Annotated in this window: 19 protein-coding genes; 16 read left to right on the top strand and 3 right to left on the bottom strand. The window is 51.1% G+C overall.

Translation table 11 applies throughout. From position 1 onward, the window contains the following. Positions 1 to 12: 12 nt before the first annotated feature. A complete protein-coding gene (locus tag FBQ85_03620; GenBank protein ID MDL1874245.1) occupies positions 13 to 201 on the bottom strand; it encodes a hypothetical protein in 189 nt (62 codons plus the stop codon). Between the two features lie 781 nt (positions 202 to 982). Next, a complete protein-coding gene (locus FBQ85_03615; GenBank protein ID MDL1874244.1) occupies positions 983 to 1,399 on the bottom strand; it encodes a PIN domain-containing protein in 417 nt (138 codons plus the stop codon). An 819-nt stretch (positions 1,400 to 2,218) separates the two neighbouring features. Here FBQ85_03615 and FBQ85_03610 point away from each other — a divergent pair. The 16 genes from FBQ85_03610 to FBQ85_03535 all read left to right on the top strand — a co-directional run bounded on the left by FBQ85_03610 (position 2,219) and on the right by FBQ85_03535 (position 18,400). After that, a complete protein-coding gene (locus tag FBQ85_03610) occupies positions 2,219 to 2,905 on the top strand; it encodes a hypothetical protein (GenBank protein ID MDL1874243.1) in 687 nt (228 codons plus the stop codon). A 268-nt stretch (positions 2,906 to 3,173) separates the two neighbouring features. Then, positions 3,174 to 4,331, top strand: coding sequence for a hypothetical protein (locus tag FBQ85_03605; GenBank protein MDL1874242.1), 1,158 nt, complete (start codon positions 3,174 to 3,176; stop codon positions 4,329 to 4,331). Positions 4,332 to 4,443: 112 nt separating this feature from the next. Further along, positions 4,444 to 5,775: a DUF1624 domain-containing protein gene (locus FBQ85_03600; protein MDL1874241.1), complete on the top strand. Its 1,332-nt coding sequence runs from the start codon at positions 4,444 to 4,446 to the stop codon at positions 5,773 to 5,775. Positions 5,776 to 6,378: 603 nt separating this feature from the next. Then, a complete protein-coding gene (locus FBQ85_03595) occupies positions 6,379 to 8,793 on the top strand; it encodes a type I restriction-modification system subunit M (GenBank protein MDL1874240.1) in 2,415 nt (804 codons plus the stop codon). Then, entirely contained in the window at positions 8,784 to 10,016 is a 1,233-nt protein-coding gene (locus FBQ85_03590) for a restriction endonuclease subunit S (GenBank protein ID MDL1874239.1), read from the top strand. Before FBQ85_03595 ends, FBQ85_03590 begins: the two co-directional genes overlap by 10 nt. After that, entirely contained in the window at positions 10,013 to 11,323 is a 1,311-nt protein-coding gene (locus FBQ85_03585; GenBank protein ID MDL1874238.1) for a winged helix-turn-helix transcriptional regulator, read from the top strand. The genes FBQ85_03590 and FBQ85_03585 overlap by 4 nt, the downstream gene beginning before the upstream one ends. Then, positions 11,320 to 14,454 carry an HsdR family type I site-specific deoxyribonuclease gene (locus tag FBQ85_03580; GenBank protein ID MDL1874237.1) on the top strand — a complete coding sequence of 1,045 codons (3,135 nt, stop codon included), beginning with the start codon at positions 11,320 to 11,322 and terminating at the stop codon, positions 14,452 to 14,454. Before FBQ85_03585 ends, FBQ85_03580 begins: the two co-directional genes overlap by 4 nt. Next, a complete protein-coding gene (locus tag FBQ85_03575; protein MDL1874236.1) occupies positions 14,454 to 15,170 on the top strand; it encodes a M48 family metallopeptidase in 717 nt (238 codons plus the stop codon). The genes FBQ85_03580 and FBQ85_03575 overlap by 1 nt, the downstream gene beginning before the upstream one ends. 212 nt (positions 15,171 to 15,382) lie before the next feature. After that, the gene (locus tag FBQ85_03570) at positions 15,383 to 15,604 is read left to right on the top strand and encodes a hypothetical protein (protein ID MDL1874235.1); all 222 of its coding nucleotides are present in this window, start codon (positions 15,383 to 15,385) and stop codon (positions 15,602 to 15,604) included. 29 nt (positions 15,605 to 15,633) lie between these two features. After that, positions 15,634 to 15,948: a DNA cytosine methyltransferase gene (locus tag FBQ85_03565; protein ID MDL1874234.1), complete on the top strand. Its 315-nt coding sequence runs from the start codon at positions 15,634 to 15,636 to the stop codon at positions 15,946 to 15,948. After that, positions 15,797 to 16,150, top strand: coding sequence for a DNA cytosine methyltransferase (locus tag FBQ85_03560; protein ID MDL1874233.1), 354 nt, complete (start codon positions 15,797 to 15,799; stop codon positions 16,148 to 16,150). Before FBQ85_03565 ends, FBQ85_03560 begins: the two co-directional genes overlap by 152 nt. A 30-nt stretch (positions 16,151 to 16,180) precedes the next feature. Next, positions 16,181 to 17,227 (top strand): hypothetical protein, encoded by a 1,047-nt coding sequence (locus FBQ85_03555; GenBank protein ID MDL1874232.1) that lies wholly within the window; start codon positions 16,181 to 16,183, stop codon positions 17,225 to 17,227. A gap of 41 nt (positions 17,228 to 17,268) precedes the next feature. Next, positions 17,269 to 17,523, top strand: a complete 255-nt coding sequence (locus FBQ85_03550) for a hypothetical protein (GenBank protein ID MDL1874231.1) — start codon at positions 17,269 to 17,271, stop codon at positions 17,521 to 17,523. Further along, positions 17,520 to 17,801, top strand: coding sequence for a hypothetical protein (locus FBQ85_03545; GenBank protein MDL1874230.1), 282 nt, complete (start codon positions 17,520 to 17,522; stop codon positions 17,799 to 17,801). Before FBQ85_03550 ends, FBQ85_03545 begins: the two co-directional genes overlap by 4 nt. 33 nt (positions 17,802 to 17,834) lie before the next feature. Then, a complete protein-coding gene (locus tag FBQ85_03540; GenBank protein MDL1874229.1) occupies positions 17,835 to 18,122 on the top strand; it encodes a hypothetical protein in 288 nt (95 codons plus the stop codon). 62 nt (positions 18,123 to 18,184) lie between these two features. Further along, complete coding sequence (locus FBQ85_03535) at positions 18,185 to 18,400, top strand: hypothetical protein (GenBank protein MDL1874228.1); 216 nt, start codon at positions 18,185 to 18,187, stop codon at positions 18,398 to 18,400. 674 nt (positions 18,401 to 19,074) lie between these two features. Here FBQ85_03535 and FBQ85_03530 read toward each other — a convergent pair. Further along, positions 19,075 to 19,581, bottom strand: coding sequence for a T9SS type A sorting domain-containing protein (locus tag FBQ85_03530; protein ID MDL1874227.1), 507 nt, complete (start codon positions 19,579 to 19,581; stop codon positions 19,075 to 19,077). Between the last annotated feature and the right edge of the window lie 95 nt (positions 19,582 to 19,676).

Below are 19,676 nucleotides of genomic sequence, written 5' to 3'. Positions count from 1 at the left end.
CAGCCAAAACCATCAATCTTGCGGTTCGAGCAATATATCGAGCGCTACCTCCCGGCCTTCTTGTGTGGAAATAGCCGAAACTTCCGAAATGGGTATGCCCTTCTGTACGCACAGGGTATACAACGTCTCGGTCAAAACCTGAGGCGTGCGGCCCAACAGCGCGACCAACAAATGCCGGTACTCCGGCGCGGGCTTGGACATTCTGCTTGAACGAGTTGGTCGAATTTGAACAAAAAAATGTGTGATATGCGGAAGAAGATTCGACTCAGGATTTGCGGAGTGATTTCAGGCGAGGCGGAGCTATCCCCACAAAGCTCACGAAAAGTTGGAGGGATTACAACCAGAAAACAATTGAGCATTCCGACCTCACTTCCACCAAGTATTCTGAATTCGGTCGGGATGGCACAAGCGGGCAGCTTATAAAATGCAAAAGCAACCGGGCGCTTCTGTCTTCCCCAGAGAGGCTCATTTTTCGCGCAATTGCCTCTGCTGGGCAATATAATTCGATGAGAACAAATATCAAGAAAAAATTGAATTCTCTCAAAAAATTAATTGGAGTGAAGATCAATTTGAAAGGCCCAGGAAGGATCCGGTATGAGTCCTTCTCCGCACACTGATACCCAAGCGGTGCACTCACATCGAAAGAAAATCCAAGGGCCAACCGAGGAGATACTGGCAAGGATCGGAATCTGAAAACCAAAGATCGCTCGAGCAAGCGAGCTGACTCACCTCTGCCCAAGCGCTATTTTAGCGCTAAACCCTGTCCCCTCCTGTCCCAATTTGTCCCTACCACAAAACAAAAAAGGGAATCTTTTGGATTCCCTTGCTACACAAAATCAATGATTTAGATTGGTTGCGGGGAGAGTATTTGAACCTCCGACCTTTGGGTTATAAGACCGACGGTGATGCGCGTTTTTCGAGCGTAAACCCTTGTTTTGGAGATCATCTTCGAAATGTTGGTGATATTTTAGCGTCGTTTTCATCACGAGAACGGCACGATCTCCAAGGCCGTTCCATCTGGCAAACGATAAACTCGAAAATCACTGTCAATCGTAAAGAGCTGCTGGTATTCGCGATGCTCAGCAATCGCCATTAACGAAGCGTCCGCCAGAACCATTGGCACATTTTGGTATTTCTCCATAAGATCATTGGCACGGACAATCTCGGCTTGAGTCAAATCGAGCAAGAAAAGTTTTTGGTCGCGCAGCAGTTTCCAAAATTCAGCCTCGTAGCGGTAGCCCCCTACTTCTCCAAGCAGGTACATCGCTTCAGTGAAACAAGGCCAGGTGGTCACCAAGGGCGCAGCCGGAAGATGTTTCGATGCCTCGACGCAAGCCGCATGGTGAGAATCGTCTTTATCAAGCAATGCCACCAAAGGGCCGGTATCCGTGAGTATCACAATCGCCCTCGTTGGCGTTTTTGCTCCATCAAGGCCGTGAATTTCTTTCCGGATTTCGTTGACATTTGCGCACCACCGGGAGTGAATTCACTGCTCGAAAGCGTACCGAGATGCCCACCCAAAAAATCGAACAAAGTCTGCCCTTTACCTTTAGGAGATGCTTCCATCGCATCCGGCTAAGCCAGAAATTGCTCCTCCAAGACTTTCAAGGCGAGCAGTTCTGGCGTCGTACCAATCTTGCGGGCATATTGCGCCAACGCGCTTTCAATATCTGACGTCAATGTGATGGTCATGGCACTCTGCTTTCATCTAGGGATCATTCGGCAATCCGTCATTTCTCAGAATCAATATAGCAGAATTTGAATTTCAAATAAACACCTTTTTTCAACAGGCCTTGATAAATGGCATTCGTATGCAAAAATCTCACTTGATTCTGTGCCTTACGTTTTGCATAATAAGGCCATCACTTTGGGGGCTGCTGCGCGCAACCTGCCCGGGATGCTTGGCAGAAGATGAGGAGTTTCGCGATGCAACCTCTATCGCCGCTTTTGGCTCGGATCACTTATCCGCGTTTGCATAGCTACGCTCATCGCAAACCCAACCACCTCCCACTGCAGGCACAGAAGCGGGAAAGAATACCCATAGAGAAACTACACACCATCGTTTCGGTCAACACAATTTTATCCGTAATTGACTCATGAGCAAATGTACCCCTTCGGGACGTGCAGCCTCCCCGCAAGATATTGGCGGCCTGAATTACGGATAAAATTCTAAGTGTTAGCCGCCGCATACCCTAAAACATAATCAAGAAAACCAAACATGAAACGCCTGTATTTTTTCTTCACTATCGTGCTCCTACTTGGCGCACAAAGCCTCCAGGCGCAGTGGATTCAAACCAATGGTCCCAACGAAGGCGATGTTCGGTGCTTAGCCGCGAGCGGCTCGAATCTCTTTGCGGGAACTTTTGGTGGCGTGTTTCTTTCCATCAACAACGGCGTAAGCTGGACAGCCATCAATACCGGCTTGACGAATACTCATGTCTTTTCTCTTGCCTTGAACGGCTCACATCTCTTTGCGGGAGCTGAGGAGGGCGGCGTGTTTCTTTCAACCAACATCGGCACAGGCTGGACCGCTGTCAATACCGGCTTGACGGACACCCCTATCAGAGCCCTTGCCATGAACGGCTCGCATCTCTTTGCGGGAGCTGAAGAGGGCGGCGTGTTCCTTTCCACCAACAACGGCACAAGCTGGACCGCCGTCAATACCGGCTTGCCGGGCGCTCCTGTTTTGTCTCTCGCCGTGAACGGCTCGAATCTCTTTGCGGGAACTTATGGCGTGTTTCTTTCCACCAATAATGGCACAAAATGGACTGACGTCAATACCGGCTTGACGAACACTTTTGTTTTGTCTCTCGCCGTGAACGGCTCGCATCTCTTTGTGGGAACTAATGGCGGTGGCGTGTGGCGGCGCCCGCTGTCTGAGATGGTTACTGAAGAAGGAAGATGATTTCAGTCAAGCCCAAATTGGTTTTACGCTGGAACAAAACTATCCCAATCTTTTTTGGCGCGACGCGACATCCCGCTCGGCGGGAAATCCCGTAACCGCTGAAACTCGTATTAGAACTTCCGGAGTCGCGCTGAGGAAGTTTTTGAAGTATTTTTGAGGCATTGATTTGAGGTTGCCCTAAAATTCCAAAACTGTGATTCGGTATGCAAAGGAAATTCGATGGTTTAATAAGACCACAGATCACCGTCTTTATATACGGAGGCTTAAAATGAAACGCTTTATCTATTTTGAATGTTCGATACTTTTTATCGTCGCGTTTTCTATTCCGCCAATTTTTGCTGGAGGGCAGGGGGACTCAACAACAACAATACAAGCTATGGCAAAAGAACTAGAAGGACAGCAAAAATGGTTGAGAATCGACGTTGTAAGAATTCAGTATGGCATAGGAGGAAAAGATGCGACATATGTTGATCCTGATGGGAAGACATACTACAAAGCAAAAGTTGGTGAAGGGCTATCTGCATTTAGAGACACACAATCCACAGCAGCAGAAGATTTTGCAGACGAGGCGAGCAAGAAAATAAAAGATGGAGAGGTGCGAGTTTGGCATAAAGGTAGAAAAGTAGAGATTCATGAAGTGAAATTAGGCCGAGATCAAATACAAATCGGAATAACAGACGAGGGAGGCGCAAAAGCGGCAATTAAATTCATGTTTGAAAAGAAGAATTACACCATGGAAGATTTCAAAAAGGCTTTGACTGTCGCCTTTGCCAATAGTGAGAGTGAAATACCTGTCAAGATTAGGAATGTGCCTTTGATATCAGATGGAGATTTCAAAAAGGCTTTGACTGACTCCTTTGCCAACAGTGAGAGTGAAATACCTGTCAAGATTAGGAATACGCCTTTGATGTCTGCTGCATACAATGGCGATATAGCAGAAGTGCGAAAGCTTATAAAGGAAGGTGCCGATGTCAATGAAACAAATGTGGAGGGACAAACGGCGCTAATGTCTGCCACACGCCGAAATCAAGTTGAAGTTGTCAAGATGTTGGTCGAAAATGGTGCCGATGTAAACTCGAAAGCACAAGGCTCTATCGAAGTTACTGCGCTTATGATTGCGGCGCGATTTGGTTATGACGACATTATGAAAATTCTCATTGATAACGGGGCAGACGTTAATGCTAGGTCAGATGGTACGAGGGCAAGTGGTGCAGATGGTGGATATACGGCCTTAATGAGAGCAGCACGAAACGGGCAAACTAAAGCCGTCAAGATATTAATTGATAATCATGCCAATATTAATCTCAAAAATAAGGGTGGCGTTTCTGCACTTTGGCATGCAGCAGCTCATAATCATTCGGATATTGTGGACATGCTTCTAGCAAACGGTGCGGATCCAAGTGATATTAAAAGCCTAACCAAATGATCATCTCAAGGTATCTCGGTAAAATGATGAATAATACAAAGTGTGAAAGAGCGAGAAGCAGATTCGTAAGAAAGAAAAGCTGTGCTCGAGTTCGAGAAAGAAATCGTGGTAAATGCAAGCTATCTTTTCTAAGCGAGTCGGGGCGGGCTTCTCTCCCTCCCCTCATCGCCGGACTCGCAAGCCACGCACCTGGCGGTTCACCCCATTATACGACTTGATGACCACGACAACTTCATTACACCAGACGAAAGACGTTGTGCCATCTTTCCGCATTGCGTCAATTGATCTCATTCGTGGCGCCGTCATGATTCTGATGGCTATCGATCACGTACGGGTCTACTCGGGCCTTCCCGCCGGTGGTCCGGAGCCAGGCATTTTCTTTACCCGCTGGATCACACACTTCTGCGCGCCGGCATTTCTTTTCCTGGCCGGCACAAGCGCCTTTTTCTATGGTCGCAAACACGCCGACCTGCCTCGGTTTCTCATCATCCGTGGCTTCTGGCTCATCTTGCTTGAGTTGACGTTTCTTCGGGTGGCGTGGACATTTAATTTCGAGTTTGCACAATACGAAATGGCCGGCGTCATCTGGGCAATTGGCTGGTGCATGATCCTGTTGGCCGGCCTGGTAAAGCTGCCGCTGGTCGCGGTCGGAACCATCGGTCTCGTCATCATTGCGGGACATAACCTGCTAGATCCTCATCTGAAAGAACTGATCCCGGCTCTCGCAGACAGTAGCCTCGCTGCACTTTGGAAAATTCTCTACCTGGGATTTTTTGCAGGCCCGATTCAGTTCGGTGATGGTGGGCCGAATTTAATTGTGCTTTACTCCCTCGTGCCTTGGATTGGTGTTATGGCAGTGGGCTATGCGTTTGGCAAGATTTTGACTTTGGCGCCGGCGCAGAGAAACCGCCTTTGCCTGACGATCGGCCTCGGCGCCACGGCGCTTTTTCTCGTGCTGCGCGGCTTCAATCTCTATGGTGATCCGCGTCCATGGGGTTCCGCAGCACAAGGACCAAACGGCGCCGGAACGATGCCCGCGCTGTTTGCATTTCTCAACACCACAAAGTATCCCGCCTCACTCAACTTTCTGCTGATGACGCTGGGTCCGACCATCGCGCTGATTCCGATACTGGAAAAAGTTCGCGGTTCTCTTGCCCGCGCGATTAGCGTCTTTGGCCGTGTTCCGTTCTTCTTCTACATGCTTCACATTCCGCTGATTCACCTATTGGCGCTGGTGGTGTCGAAGATCCGGCTGGGCGACGTCAGCTCCTGGCTCTTCGCCAACCATCCCATGGGCAATCCACCGCCGCCGGAGGGATACACCTGGAGTCTCGCACATCTGTACTTGGTTTGGGCGATAGCGATCGTGATGCTTTATTTCGCCTGCCGTTGGTTCGCAGACTTTAAAGCTACCAGAAAGGAATGGTGGTTGCGTTACGTGTGAGGCATGTCGCGGTCAACTTATGATGAGTTCTCGTAACGGACAAGCAAAATTCAGGCATGGGTCGAACTGCTGAGATGCCTGAAATGAGACCCTGTCATTCTGACTATGCGAATAAAGTTGGTCTTAACTTCTGTCCTGTTGCCCCGCGGTGACACGCCTCTACATTCGACGAATCATCCAACAGAGAAATGACTTTGTAGTTGTTTACTCGTATTTGTCCCTCCCGAAAAAAAGTTTGATAAAATGGTATATAATTCGTAAAGTCGCGCTACAAGGAAAATTTGGGAAATTTGACTAAAGCCGGCTTTTCAACCCTTGCAGGTTATTCCGCGCTCTCCCAAAGCGTGCCTTGGATTTGCAAGGGTTTTGCGTTTTCGGGGACTTCGATGCGTTCATGACAGATACCGTTCATCTTACCAATTTAGATACCACTCTTTATGCATCTTCGGAATGCAGCCCTGCAGACGTGAATTCCGCGTTATTTCGAAAGTCAATGAAGTTTCACGTTAGCCCCAGCCAACTGTGACAGAGCCGATCATGTTTTTTGCATGAGTTGATAAACGATTTTGAAACCTTCTGAAACCGACGAACAGACTCAACCCAATGGCCATCAAAAAATCCGAACTCTACTCCTCCCTCTGGGCAAGTTGCGACGAGCTGCGCGGCGGCATGGATGCCAGCCAGTACAAAGATTACGTGCTCGTTCTGCTCTTCATCAAATACATTAGCGACAAATACGCCGGCGTCCGTTTTGCTCCCATCACGATCCCCAAAGGCGCGAGCTTTCGTGATATGGTCGCACTCAAGGGTAAGACGAACATTGGCGATGACATCAACAAAAAGATTGTCGCACCGCTGGCCAAGCACAATAGGCAGATTTCCCAGTCCGATTTTCCCGATTTCAACGACGCCACCAAACTCGGCGACGGCAAGGAAAAGATCGAGCGCCTTACGAACCTCATCGCCATCTTCGAAAACCCGGCGCTCGATTTCTCCAAGAATCGCGCGGAGGGCGATGATATTCTGGGCGATGCCTACGAATACCTCATGCGCCACTTTGCCACGGAGAGTGGCAAGAGCAAAGGCCAATTCTACACGCCCGCGGAGGTGAGCCGCATCATCGCGCAGATTCTTGGCATTCGCGAGGCCAAGACCACCAGCGCCACCACTGTCTATGACCCTACTTGCGGCTCCGGCTCGCTGTTGCTCAAGGTTGCCGATGAAGCGCGCACGCCGGTCACTTTGAATGGGCAGGAGAAAGACGCTGCCACTTCAGGCTTGGCGCGCATGAATATGATTCTGCACAACAACCCCACGGCACTGATCGTGCAGGGCAACACGTTGACCGATCCCAAATTCAAAGACGGTGATACGCTTAAAACCTTCGACTACGTTGTCGCCAATCCGCCGTTCAGCGACAAGCGCTGGAGCACCGGTCTCGATCCGCTGAACGATCCGCACGAACGCTTCAAGGCTTTTGGCGTGCCGCCGGGCAAGCAGGGTGATTACGCCTATTTGTTGCACATCGTGCGCTCGCTCAAAAGCACGGGCACCGGCGCGTGCATTCTGCCGCACGGCGTGCTGTTTCGCGGCAATGCCGAGGCCGACATCCGCCGCAATCTCGTGCGCAAGGGTTATATCAAAGGCATCATTGGACTGCCCGCCAATCTCTTCTACGGCACCGGCATTCCCGCTTGCATCGTGGTGATCGACAAGAAAGACGCCCGCGCTCGCAAGGGTATCTTCATGATCGATGCCAGCGCCGGCTACATGAAAGATGGCAACAAGAACCGCCTGCGCGCGATGGACATCCACAAGATCGTTGATGTTTTCAACCGGCAGCTTGAAATTCAAAAATATTCCCGCATGGTCAGCTTCGCGGAGATCGAGAAGAACGAATTCAACCTCAACCTGCCGCGCTACATCGACAGCCAGCAGGCCGAGGACGTGCAAGACATTGCGGGCCACCTGCGCGGCGGCATGCCGAACCGTGACATCGAGGCGCTGGAGAAATACTGGGCGGTCCTGCCTCATCTCAAATCCGCGCTCTTCGAGCCGCTCAGAGAAGACTACTCGCAATTGTCAATTTCTCTGGCGCAACTGAAGCGGACCATTTACGAACACGCCGAGTTCGTCGCTTTTACCGAGAGGATGAATGCCGTCTTTGCTGCCTGGCGAAACAAGAGTGCCGGCACGCTCAAGGCTTTAAAGGCCGGCTGTCATCCGAAGGAAATCATCGCCGCGCTTGCTGAGGATATTTTGGCCCACTACGCGGGCAAGCCGCTGATTGACAAATATGACGTTTATCAGCACCTCATGGATTATTGGGCCGAGACGATGCAGGACGATTGCTATCTCATCGCCGCTGACGGCTGGAAAGCCGAGACCTATCGCATCATTGAGAAAGACAAGAAGGGCAAGGAGAAAGACAAAGGCTGGGCCTGCGATCTCGTTCCCAAAGCACTCATCGTCGTCCGCTATTTCGCCAAAGAGCAAGAGGCGATCAACCAATTGCAAACCGAGTTGGAAAGCGTCACCGCTCGAATGAATGAGTTGGAAGAAGAGCACGGCGGTGAAGAAGGCGCTTTCTCTGAGCTGGAAAAAATCAGCAAGGCGAATGTCATCGCGCGACTGGAGGAGTTGAAAAGTGAAAATGAAGAAGTGCCAGCGGAAGAGAAGGCGGTGTTGGAGGAATGGCTGAAGCTTGCCAATGAAGAATCCGAACTTAAGAAAAAGTTGAAAGAATCCGAGACCGAGTTGGACGCCAAAGCTTACGCGCAATATCCCAAGCTTACTGAAAAAGAGATCAAGACGCTGGTGGTGGAGGACAAATGGCTCGCCGCGCTGGAGGCTGCCATTCATGGCGAAATGGATCGCATCAGCCAAGCGCTCACCCAACGCGTGAAGGATCTGGCCGAACGCTACGCAACACCGCTGCCGCAGATGGCCAGCCGCATGGCCGAACTCGAAGCGAAAGTGAACGGCCATTTGGAAAGGATGGGATTCGCATGGAAATGAAGCCGGGCTACAAACAGACAGAGGTGGGGTTGATTCCGGAGGATTGGGACGTTACCACAGTAGGCAACGAATTCTCAATCCAACTCGGTAAAATGTTGGATTCTGAAAAAAACGTCGGCGTACCAAAGTCTTATTTGGGCAATAGAGCCGTCCAGTGGGGGCGCATAGATCTCAATGACCTTGGTGTTATCAGAATGACTCCGTCTGATCTCCAACGTTTTCGACTGCTCAAAGGTGACCTTCTTGTTTGCGAAGGGGGAGAAATTGGGCGCGCTGCAATTTGGAACGAACCGATTGCGGAATGTTATTATCAGAAAGCATTGCATAGACTTCGGCCAATTCGTGGTTACAAAGTGCAATTGATGTTAAACGTACTTCAACGGTTGGCATCAACTGGATATTTGACCAACTTTGTAACGCAAACTAGTATTGCCCACTTACCGAAGGATAAATTCGAAAAAGTTCCAATTCCGCGTCCATCCTCCCTCTCCGAACAAGAAGCCATCGCCGAGGCGTTGAGCGATGCGGATGCCCTCATCGAATCGCTGGAGCAGCTCATCGCCAAAAAACGTCAGATCAAACAAGGCGCCATGCAGGAGTTGCTCACCGGCAAGAAGCGCCTGCCGGAGTTTAGTGGAGAGTGGGAGGTGAAGACGTTGATGGACGTTTGTAGCTCAATTACCGACGGCACTCATTTCACACCGCAATACATGGAAACGGGAATTCCTTTCTACAGCGTGGAGAATGTTACAGCCAACAACTTCGCGGACACAAAGTTCATATCCGTGAAAGAGCACAATCAACTCGTCAAACGGTGCAAGCCAGAAAAGGGCGACATTCTCCTTACCCGTATCGGTGCTATAGGCGATACAAAGCTGATTGATTGGGATGTTGAGGCCAGTATCTACGTGAGCTTGGCTTTGCTGAAGGTGAAGCATGGCATAGATTCACGCTATATCCATTGTTACACAAAATGCCGCCAATTCAGGCTTGATATTGAGGAAAGGTCGTTGATGAACGCCTCCCCCAAGAAAATCAACATGGGCGAGATTGGAGGTGTTCCGATTCCTTTGCCAGAGTTGGCCGAACAAACCGCCATCGCCGCCATCCTGAGCGACATGGACGCCGAGATCGCCGCGCTGGAAGCCAAACTCGCGAAAGTTCGCCAGCTCAAGCAGGGCATGATGCAGGAACTTTTAACCGGGAGGGTACGGTTGATATGAAAGAAGACCAGAGTATCGAATACAAAGCCTCTTGGCGGGATGAATATCTCAAATGGATTTGCGGCTTTGCCAATGCCGAGGGCGGTACGCTGGTGATCGGAAAGAATGACCGGGGTGAAGTTGTGGGCGTTGCCAATGCGCCGAAACTGCTCGAGGATATTCCCAACAAGGTCAGGGACATTCTGGGCATCATGGTGAAAGTCAACCTACGTGCAAAAGCTGGCAGAGAATACCTTGAAATCGTGGTGGAGCCCTATTCGAATCCGGTGAGCTACAAAGGCGAGTATTTCTATCGCAGCGGCAGCACGAACCAGATTCTCAAGGGTGCCGCGCTGGACCGTTTCCTTTTGCGCAAGCAGGGACGGCACTGGGACGGTGTGCCGGTGCCGCACGTTACAATCAAGGATTTGTCCAAGCCGGCCATTGTTGCCTTCCGGCAATTAGCGCGCGAAAGCCAGCGTCTGGATTCCACCATCCTGCGGGAATCCACACCGGGGCTTATCGATAAGCTGCATTTGCTCGACAACCAATATCTCAAACGGGCCGCTGTGCTTGTGTTCCATCCCGATCCGGAACGCTTCTTCACCGGTGCCTTTGTGAAGATCGGTTTCTTTCGTACCAGCACGGATCTGCTTTATCACGACGAAATCCACGGCGATCTCTTGACCCAGGTGTCCAAGACGATGGATCTCTTGCTCACCAAATACCTGAGGGCGAGCATCAGCTACCGGGGCATCCGGCGCTTGGAAACCTTTCCCGTACCTGAGGCGGCTCTGCGTGAGGCGGTCTTGAACGCCATCATCCACAAGGATTATGGAGCCGATACTCCAATTCAGATCAGTGTGTATTCTGACAAGAACATGGTGTGGAACCCCGGCGAGCTTCCCCCTGACTGGACAGTGGCCAAGCTGAAAGGCAAACATCCCTCCCAACCCTTCAATCCCGACATCGCCAACGTCTTCTTCCGGGCGGGCATGATCGAGGCCTGGGGCAGAGGCATCGCGCGCATTTTGGAAGCATGCAAAGCCGCCAGGCTGCCGGAGCCGGAAATAAATTATGAAAAGACGGGATTATGGTTTGGGTTCCATTTTTCTGAGCAGCAAATGGGAAGCACTACCCAAGAAACTACCCAAGAAAAAATTTTGGCTTTGCTACGCACTAATCCGACGATAACACGCAAAGCGATGGCAGTAGAATTGGGTTTCAGCGATGATGGAATAAAATACCATTTAGGTAAATTAAAATCGGCAGGGATCATTCGTCATGTTGGTTCCACAAAGGCCGGTCGTTGGGAGATACTGAAATGACCACTATCGGCAAACCCGAACGCGCGACGCAGAATCGCGTTATTGCCCTGTTCCGCGAGGAGTTGGGCTATCGCTATCTGGGCGACTGGAGCGAGCGTGAGGGCAACAGCAATATCGAGGAAAAGCTGTTGGCAGACTACCTCAACAAGAGTGGCTATGTGCCGGTTCAAATCAGTGTGGCCATTTTCAAGTTGCGTACTGAGGCGGACAATCACCATCGCGGTCTCTATGATAACAACAAGGCGGTTTTTAGCTTGTTGCGTTACGGTGTGCCCGTAAAGCTCGAAGCCGGCAAGGTGACAGAAACTGTGCATCTTATCAACTGGCAAGAGCCGGAGAAGAACGATTTCGCCCTGGCCGAGGAAGTGACTCTGCACGGCAATCATGAACGGCGGCCGGACCTGGTGCTTTATGTCAACGGCATCGCCATTGGTGTGCTGGAATTGAAAAACAGCCGCACTTCCATCGGCGACGGAATTCGGCAGAGCCTCTCCAACCAACGGCCCGAGTTCAACGAATGGTTCTTCAGCACGGTGCAGTTCATCTTTGCCGGCAATGACTCCGAAGGCCTGCAGTACGGCGCTATTGGCACGGAAGAAAAATATTTCCTGAAATGGAAAGAAGACGAGCAAGACAACACGGATTACAAGCTGGACAAGTACCTGCTCAAAATGTGCCGCCAGAACCGCCTGATCGAACTCATGCGTGATTTCGTGCTCTTTGACGGCGGCATAAAAAAACTGCCGCGCGCGCATCAGTATTTCGCCCTCAAGGCGGCGCAGGAACACGTCAAGCGCCACCAAGGCGGCATCATCTGGCATACCCAGGGCAGCGGCAAGAGTATCGTCATGGTGCTGCTGGCCCGGTGGATTTTGGGGCACAATCATAAAGCCCGCGTCGTGATCATCACCGATCGTGACGAGCTGGACAAGCAAATTGATCGGGTGTTCACGGGTTCCGGCGAAACCATCTATCGCACCAGCAGCGGCCGCGACCTGATGCGCCAGCTCGGCAAGGCCGCGCCGCGGCTGTTGTGCTCACTGATTCACAAGTTCGGCCGGCGCGATGTGAAGGACGTTGAAGCGTTCATCAAAGAACTCAAGGCCAAACCCAGCAAAACGGTTGGTGAGGTCTTTGTGTTCGTGGACGAATGCCACCGTACGCAGGGCGGCAAGCTGCATCGGGTGATGAAAGCGATGATGCCGAACGCTGTGTTCATTGGCTTCACCGGCACGCCGCTGCTCAAGGAGGACGCAAAATCCAGCCTCGAGGTCTTTGGCGGCTACATTCATACCTACAAATTCAGCGAAGCGGTGGAAGATGAAGTGGTGCTCGACCTGGTTTACGAAGCGCGCGACATCGATCAGCGCCTCGGCTCGGAGGACAAGATTGATGCCTGGTTTGAGGCCAAGACGAAGGGGCTGAATGACTGGCAAAAGGACGAGCTGAAAAAGCACTGGGGTACAATGCAAAAGTTGCTCAGCTCACGCTCGCGCATGGAGCGAGTAGTGAGCGACGTTATTTTTGATTTTAGCGTGAAACCGCGTCTCTCCAGCGAGCGGGGCAATGCCATGTTGGTGGCCTCGAGCATTTACGAAGCATGCAAGTATTTCGTCCTGTTTGAGAAGACGCCGTTTAAGGGTAAATGCGGGTTGGTGACCTCCTATAATCCGCAGATGAAGGATATTACTAAAGAAGATACTGGGGCGAACAACGAAACTGACAAAAAGTTCATTTATGATACTTACACCGAGTTGCTGAAAAACGTCGAAGCCGAGTCGGGCATGTCCAAAACGGAGACGTACGAAGAATGGGCGAAGAAGCTCTTCACCAAAGAGCCGGCGAACATGAAGCTGCTTATAGTCGTGGATAAGCTGCTCACGGGCTTCGATGCGCCACCCTGCACGTATCTTTATATCGACAAGTCCATGCAGGATCATGGCTTGTTTCAGGCCATCTGCCGCACGAACCGTCTCGACGGTGAAGACAAGCAGTTTGGCTACATCGTTGACTATAAAGACCTGTTCAAAAAGGTTGAGAATGCCCTGGCGGTGTATACCTCTGAGTTGGACCACAGCGCGGGTGGCCCCGATCCTGAAGTGCTAATTCAAGATCGCCTCAAGAAAGGGAAAGAGCGGTTGGACAATGCGGTGGAAACGCTGGCCTTGCTGTGCGAGCCCGTCGAGCCGCCGCAAGGCGAGTTGGAGCACATTCATTACTTTTGCGGCAATACCGAAATTGCCACCGACCTGCAAGAACGCGAGCCGCAACGGGTCGCGTTTTACAAGGCAACGGCCTCGCTGGTGCGGGCCTACGCCAACATGGCTGATGAACTTGAGGCTGCGGGCTACAGCAGCGCCGACATCGCCCGCCTCAAGCAAGAACTTGATCGCTACCTAAAGCTGCGGGAGATTATTCGCAGAGCCAGCGGTGAGCATCTCGACCTGAAGACCTATGAAGCCGACATGCGGCATTTGATCGACACTTATATCCAGGCCGATGAACCGAGGAAGATTTCGCCTTTTGACGATATGCCGTTGCTGGAGTTGATTGTAAAAACCGGCATTGCTGATGCCATTGCCAGTCAACTCGGTGGGTTGAAAGGGAACAAGGACGCGATCGCGGAAACGATTGAGAACAACGTGCGCAGCAAGATCATCAAAGAACACCTGAACGATCCGGCCTTCTATGAGAAAATGTCCGCTCTACTGGAAGAGATTGTCGCAGCCCGCAAAGCCCGGGCAATTGCCTATGAGGAATATTTGAAACGTATTGCGGAAGTGGCGAAAAACGTGCAGGCCGGTCACACGGATGATACGCCCGCGGAACTCAGGAAGAGTCCGGCCTTGCGTGCGCTTTACAACTACATCAAAAAGCCCACGCCACAGCCAATCAGCGATAATTTGAAAGAAAGGCCAAATGAGCAGGAGAAATTCAAAGCTCTTGGTGACCCGGCTTTGAGGTTGGCCCTGCGGATTGATGAAACCGTCAAGCAGGTGCGGCCCGACGACTGGCGCGGAGTCGAGCCGCGGGAGCGGGTGATTAAGCAGGCCTTGTACGATTTTATCCAGGATGACGAGGAAGTGGAGCGTATTTTTCGCATTATCTTCGCTCATAAAGGTGAATATTGATGACCACACAGATGGAGTTGGGTGGAATCACAGTGGACGTGGTGCTCAAGGATATTAAGAATATCCATTTGAGCGTTTACCCTCCCGCCGGCCGTGTGCGCATTTCCGCACCCGCGCGCATGAAGCTCGAAACCATTCGTGTCTTCGCCATTTCCAAACTGAGCTGGATCAAACTGCAACAGAAAAAGCTGCGCGGGCAGGAACGCGAAACCCCGCGTGAGTATGTGGATCGCGAAAGCCACTACGTGTGGGGCAAGCGCTACCTGCTTGTCGTGGAGGAGAGAAAACAAGCGCCCTCCGTTGACCTGCAACACCGTCAAATGCTTCTCCATGTGCGGCCTTGTACGAGTAGAGATAAAAAGCATGCCATTGTGGAAGAATGGTATCGCGAGCAGATCAAGAAGGCGGTGCCGCCATTGCTCGCCAAATGGGAGCCGCTGCTGGGCGTGAAGGTGAAGCGCTTTTTTGTGCAACGGATGAAAACCAAGTGGGGAAGCTGCAACCATAACGCCGGCACGATCCGGCTCAACACCGAACTGGCCAAGAAACCCTGCGAATGTCTGGAGTATATTGTGGTTCATGAGATGATTCATCTGCTAGAGTCAACGCACAACGAGCGCTTCTTTATCCTTTTAGATCAGTTCATGCCCAACTGGCGACACTATCGCGCAGAATTGAATCGCGCGCCTTTGGGACATGTGACGTGGGAGTATTGAGGATCGAGGTGATAGAATGAGACAATTCGCATCATGAGAGAACGGATAAAAAAGGTGATCGACTTCTGTTAAAGACTGGGTGGTTGGGAGGAATCTTCCAACTATCTGGAAGTTTGTGATCTTTGTTTGCATATAGCGGCCACAATCATTGGTGATTGTGGCCTTTTTGTTTTTGTTGCGGCTGATTCGCGAGAGCTAGAGAATGGGGCGAGATGGCACCCATCACGATGAGCCATGAGGACATTGCTTCATATCTTCGCATCGTTAACGCCGGCGTCGAAGCAAAGGAATTCGGCGAAGACATTGCCGATGGTGTTGAACTCGAAGCGCTGTTTAAGATTCGTGTGCCCGTGGATGATGCGGAAGCAATCGAAACACCGCTGCGCGAATTTCTCGAGCAGTTTCCGCAGGCGCGAATGGAGAAGATTGTCTAAACAACTCCATTGTCTTTTGGATCAGCGTCATGAACTACTGCAACACTCTCGAGCAATTCTGGCAAGATCATCTTGCCCCCAAATCTCCTTCCGCTCCCACAGTCATTTCCACCTTTGCTGGTTGCGGCAGCTCTTCGCTCGGGTATTCCATGGCCGGCTTTCGTGAATTGCTGGCAGTCGAATGGGACGAGCATGCCGCAGCAACCTTCAAGGCGAACTTTCCTGAAGTGCCTTTGTATCAGGGCGACATTGCCAAGCTTTCGGTGGAGTGCACCTGCTCCCACGATACTCAAAACGGTAAGTGTGTCCGCCACCTTCGGCGCGGGCTTGATGATGCCCGATGAAGACCGTTATGTTTCGATTGCCGAACTCAAACGGCTCGGCTCGTTTCCGGATCAGTTTCAGCTCGAAGGTTCATTCGAAGAACGCTGGGCGCGCATTGGCAATTCGGTGCCACCCTTGTTGATGCGCGCCATTGCGCTTCACATCAAAAATGAAATTCTGGATCGGGTCCATACTTGTGCTGCACGGAAAGCTGCAGCATGATTTCACTTGTCAACACGAAAGGGCGCAAGCATGCGTGATGGCAGAGACGCAAATGGGAAATTCCCCAAGGGCACTCCCAAAGCCGTGGTCGAGGCGGAATGCAAGCGCATCGAGTCCGAACTCGCATTTCACAAGGCTGGTCTCAAGCGTTTCGGTGAAGACCCGCGCGCTGCTGAATTTCTTACCGTGCATGATCTCACCGAACAAGTGCTCAACTCCCGCCAGCATGAAGTCGCCAAAGAAACCATTGCACGAAACCGCCATGCCATGAAGCTTTTCATTGCAGCGATTGGTAAGCAAACGCTGGTTTCAGAAATCAAACCCTTGCACTTCGATCAATTTCGAAATGCGCGCTTCGATGCCATGAAACAGCTCTATCAAAAGCGTGGCTGGGCATGGAATGAAGACAAGGTCAAGCGCGGCTGGAACAAGGAGATTGAGAACATCAGAACGGTTTTGAAGCTGGCGGTGAAGAAGGGGCTTATGCCGCTTCACTATTTGCCCAAGCTTGAAAAGCTCAAAGTCGATCGCCGGCGCCTTCCGACGTTCTTGAACAAACAAGAAGTCCAGGACATGGCTGCGCAGCTTTCCGGTGAGGCGGCTTTGGCGTTTTGGATTATTCGCTACACCGGCGCCCGGCGCAGTGAAATCGCGCGCAAGTTCATCGGGGATGAGCGGGGTCTCAAATGGAAGGATATTGATTGGACGCGCAACACCATCCGCTTATATGCCAAGAAGAAAGATCGGCTGGTGCCTATGCATCCGAGATTACGCGAGTTGCTCGAGGCAAGAAAGAATGAGATGGGTGAGCAAGCGCAACCAGAAACTCACGTCATCAGCTTGGTACGCGATACGCTCTCGGATTACTTCGCAAAAGCACGGGTGAAAGCTGGCATCCATAAGCCTGGGGCTGTTCACATTTTGCGGCATACTGCTGCCACCGATTTGCTCAGTTCCGGCGGCAATATTCGTATCGCTCAGGAGTTCTTGGGGCACAGCAACATTGCGGTGACCGAAATCTATACGCATGTGATGGAAGGAAGATTGGAAAGCGCGGTGCTGCAAGCCTTTGACTGAGTACCTGTTTGTTGTGAAAGCCAAATAAAGGAGCAATTGTCATGACCAAACCTTCAGTAACCCACACACCTCGAGTCGCCGCGATTTATGTTCTTGAGCTGGAGCAAATCGAGCAAAAGCTGGACGATCTCAAGAAATGCGTGCTCAAATCCCGTCGTGCCGCCAGGAAGCCTGACCAGATTCACTGGGCGCATCTCGGCGACGCCAAGCATGTCAACAGCGTTCTCGAAGAGCTTCTGAGCTTTTGGCAGCCACGGTTTGAAAATCAGCCTCCTGCATCATCTCTCCGAAAGTGATACGTTTAGAAAGGTGCAATACCCTTGAACAAACCGATTCCTGTGAGGCCATCATAAATAAATCCGAGACAACCATTGCCCCGACTGCCAAGTCCGCCTATGCTGTTGAGCTGCAAAAAGTTGAATCCGCCATCAACGCGCTCTCTAACCGGCTCAAGGTTGCACTCGGAGACGGGACGCTTTCCGACAAGATTCATTGGTCGAACGTGGCTGTCTTGCAGCGCTTGAACGTTGTTCTTGAGCGAGCGCTGGAATTGGATTTCCCGCGTATTTCATAACTTTGACTTTCTCATTAACCCTGGAGCACGACCATGCCAAAGCAATCGAACATTTCCATGCCCACCAGCGACCTCTCCAAATTCGACGATGCGGTTTTGGAGGAAGCCATCGCTCTACTCAAAGCCTATCGCTTTCAACGCCGGCAGAAGAGATTTTTGAAATCCGGTGTGCGCTTGTACTTCAGCAATGTCTCAGGCATGGTGTTCTTGGCGGATGAACGGCTCAACGTTGCGGTGCTCGATGAGGGTGAGTTGACTCAGGGGAGGATATGTCGTAGATGCACTGTGCAGCGCTCTGAGTCGCAAGGCGCGGGAAGATAATTCTCCGCCCGCTTTTATCAAGTAGCTAATGAAATCTCAGCCTCAGCATACAAATCATACTCATGGCGACAAATAATCGCAAAACGCCTCGCTACCAATGGCCGGCCAGCAGTCTCACGCCCGAAGAGATGGCGATCCTCTATCACCTCCGGAAGCGTACCGGCACGCCCATCAACAAATTGCTCAAAGAAGCCGTGCGCAAGCTCGAGGAGGCGCTCAAACCCTCGGCGGACGATCCCTCGACTCCGCCAAGTCCACCAGAAGCCACTCAGCCGTAATTCCAGGCCGGCATCCTCCCTGCTGGCTTGTGCATCTTTAACTCAGTCCCTCCCAAAAATCCCACATCCAAACCGACTCCGCATGACCATGCGAACATTCGCATAATCTATCGACAAGTCTTATAATAATGCGGATGGCACTGCCAATCCTGAACGAGAGAATCTCCGACGCAGCGCGTTAATTGTCCATTTTTATGGCTCCCATGGTCCGCAAAAAAAAGGGGAAAAATGGAAAAAAGGTGACGCGGCGCGGCAAATCGCGGTGAGTTTACTTTTAGACGAGAAATGCATATTTATGCAAAAGACACATTCTTTCCGAAAACGCCTCCCCTTGTAAAATAAAGGCTTGGGGCTTCGCCGTCGGCTTGCTGCAACCAACGGCCGGATTGCCTAAACACTTGGTTTTCATGCTCCGAAATTAACGGTTAGCGTCGAATCAGCGTCGTAAGTGGATCATCAAGTACTCGAAGTGGAAAAATGTTGTTATAGGGCCCGTATCTCCTCCGTAAAATGCACCGCTGTCGGCCACCCGACCGGGTGTGGCAGAATGCCAATGCATTCTCAAGGATACAAGAGAATGGGGGTCCTTATTTCAATACCAAAAATGCCTTGGGCAATATGCCTTGTAAACGAAAGCCCACAAGCACCTTTGACCATCATCTGGTTATTCGATACTATTTAATCAAGATGACTCTCCGGATACAATCGAATCTGCCCGCTTCCATCCGCACCAGATAGATTCCACTCGCCACACGTTCATTGCCAGCATTTGTGCCATCCCACGAAACAACGTATCGCCCGGCACTTTGCTGTTCATCAATCAATGTCCAAATGAACTGGCCTCTCAAATCGTAGATCACAATCTTCACTTGACTCGCTACAGGTATTTCATAACTGATTTGCGTGCTCGGATTAAACGGATTAGGATAATTTTGGGATAACACAAAATCTTGCGGTGCACCGGCCAAATCCAAATCATTCGTTTCGACAAACTCATTCCGGCCAACCACGATCCTAAATTCACGTACCGTTTCGCCAGCGCTTGAGAAAAAAGTGTACTTCCCCAGTTCGCGGAAGTTCACCGAAACGCGGCTGGTTTTATCCAATAACAAAACATCCCAATCCAAAGGCAGGTTGTGAATTTCAGTAAGAGTTACCGTCACTTCGGAATGCGGAAGGATTTTGTCCTAAATTTAGTTGAAATTTTTCTGATGGCTCCTATCTTGAAGGCAGACAACCACATAATCAGGAGCCCTTGTGAAAAACAAGAAATCTG

The organism is Cytophagia bacterium CHB2, from assembly GCA_030263535.1.
Taxonomy (GTDB): Bacteria; Zhuqueibacterota; Zhuqueibacteria; order Zhuqueibacterales; family Zhuqueibacteraceae; genus Coneutiohabitans.
The sequence above is the reverse complement of the archived record's forward strand: the minus strand, read 5'-3'. Positions and strand labels throughout refer to the sequence as shown.

Coding starts and splice junctions, on each gene's coding strand:
- FBQ85_03585 (MDL1874238.1), top strand. CDS start 10,013: ATGAAAGAAGACCAGAGTATCGAATACAAAGCCTCTTGGCGGGATGAA.
- FBQ85_03590 (MDL1874239.1), top strand. CDS start 8,784: ATGGAAATGAAGCCGGGCTACAAACAGACAGAGGTGGGGTTGATTCCG.
- FBQ85_03605 (MDL1874242.1), top strand. CDS start 3,174: ATGAAACGCTTTATCTATTTTGAATGTTCGATACTTTTTATCGTCGCG.
- FBQ85_03550 (MDL1874231.1), top strand. CDS start 17,269: ATGACCAAACCTTCAGTAACCCACACACCTCGAGTCGCCGCGATTTAT.
- FBQ85_03540 (MDL1874229.1), top strand. CDS start 17,835: ATGCCAAAGCAATCGAACATTTCCATGCCCACCAGCGACCTCTCCAAA.
- FBQ85_03600 (MDL1874241.1), top strand. CDS start 4,444: ATGCAAGCTATCTTTTCTAAGCGAGTCGGGGCGGGCTTCTCTCCCTCC.
- FBQ85_03620 (MDL1874245.1), bottom strand. CDS start 201: ATGTCCAAGCCCGCGCCGGAGTACCGGCATTTGTTGGTCGCGCTGTTG.
- FBQ85_03595 (MDL1874240.1), top strand. CDS start 6,379: ATGGCCATCAAAAAATCCGAACTCTACTCCTCCCTCTGGGCAAGTTGC.
- FBQ85_03575 (MDL1874236.1), top strand. CDS start 14,454: ATGACCACACAGATGGAGTTGGGTGGAATCACAGTGGACGTGGTGCTC.
- FBQ85_03555 (MDL1874232.1), top strand. CDS start 16,181: ATGCGTGATGGCAGAGACGCAAATGGGAAATTCCCCAAGGGCACTCCC.
- FBQ85_03565 (MDL1874234.1), top strand. CDS start 15,634: ATGAACTACTGCAACACTCTCGAGCAATTCTGGCAAGATCATCTTGCC.
- FBQ85_03580 (MDL1874237.1), top strand. CDS start 11,320: ATGACCACTATCGGCAAACCCGAACGCGCGACGCAGAATCGCGTTATT.
- FBQ85_03535 (MDL1874228.1), top strand. CDS start 18,185: ATGGCGACAAATAATCGCAAAACGCCTCGCTACCAATGGCCGGCCAGC.
- FBQ85_03610 (MDL1874243.1), top strand. CDS start 2,219: ATGAAACGCCTGTATTTTTTCTTCACTATCGTGCTCCTACTTGGCGCA.
- FBQ85_03570 (MDL1874235.1), top strand. CDS start 15,383: ATGGCACCCATCACGATGAGCCATGAGGACATTGCTTCATATCTTCGC.
- FBQ85_03560 (MDL1874233.1), top strand. CDS start 15,797: ATGCCGCAGCAACCTTCAAGGCGAACTTTCCTGAAGTGCCTTTGTATC.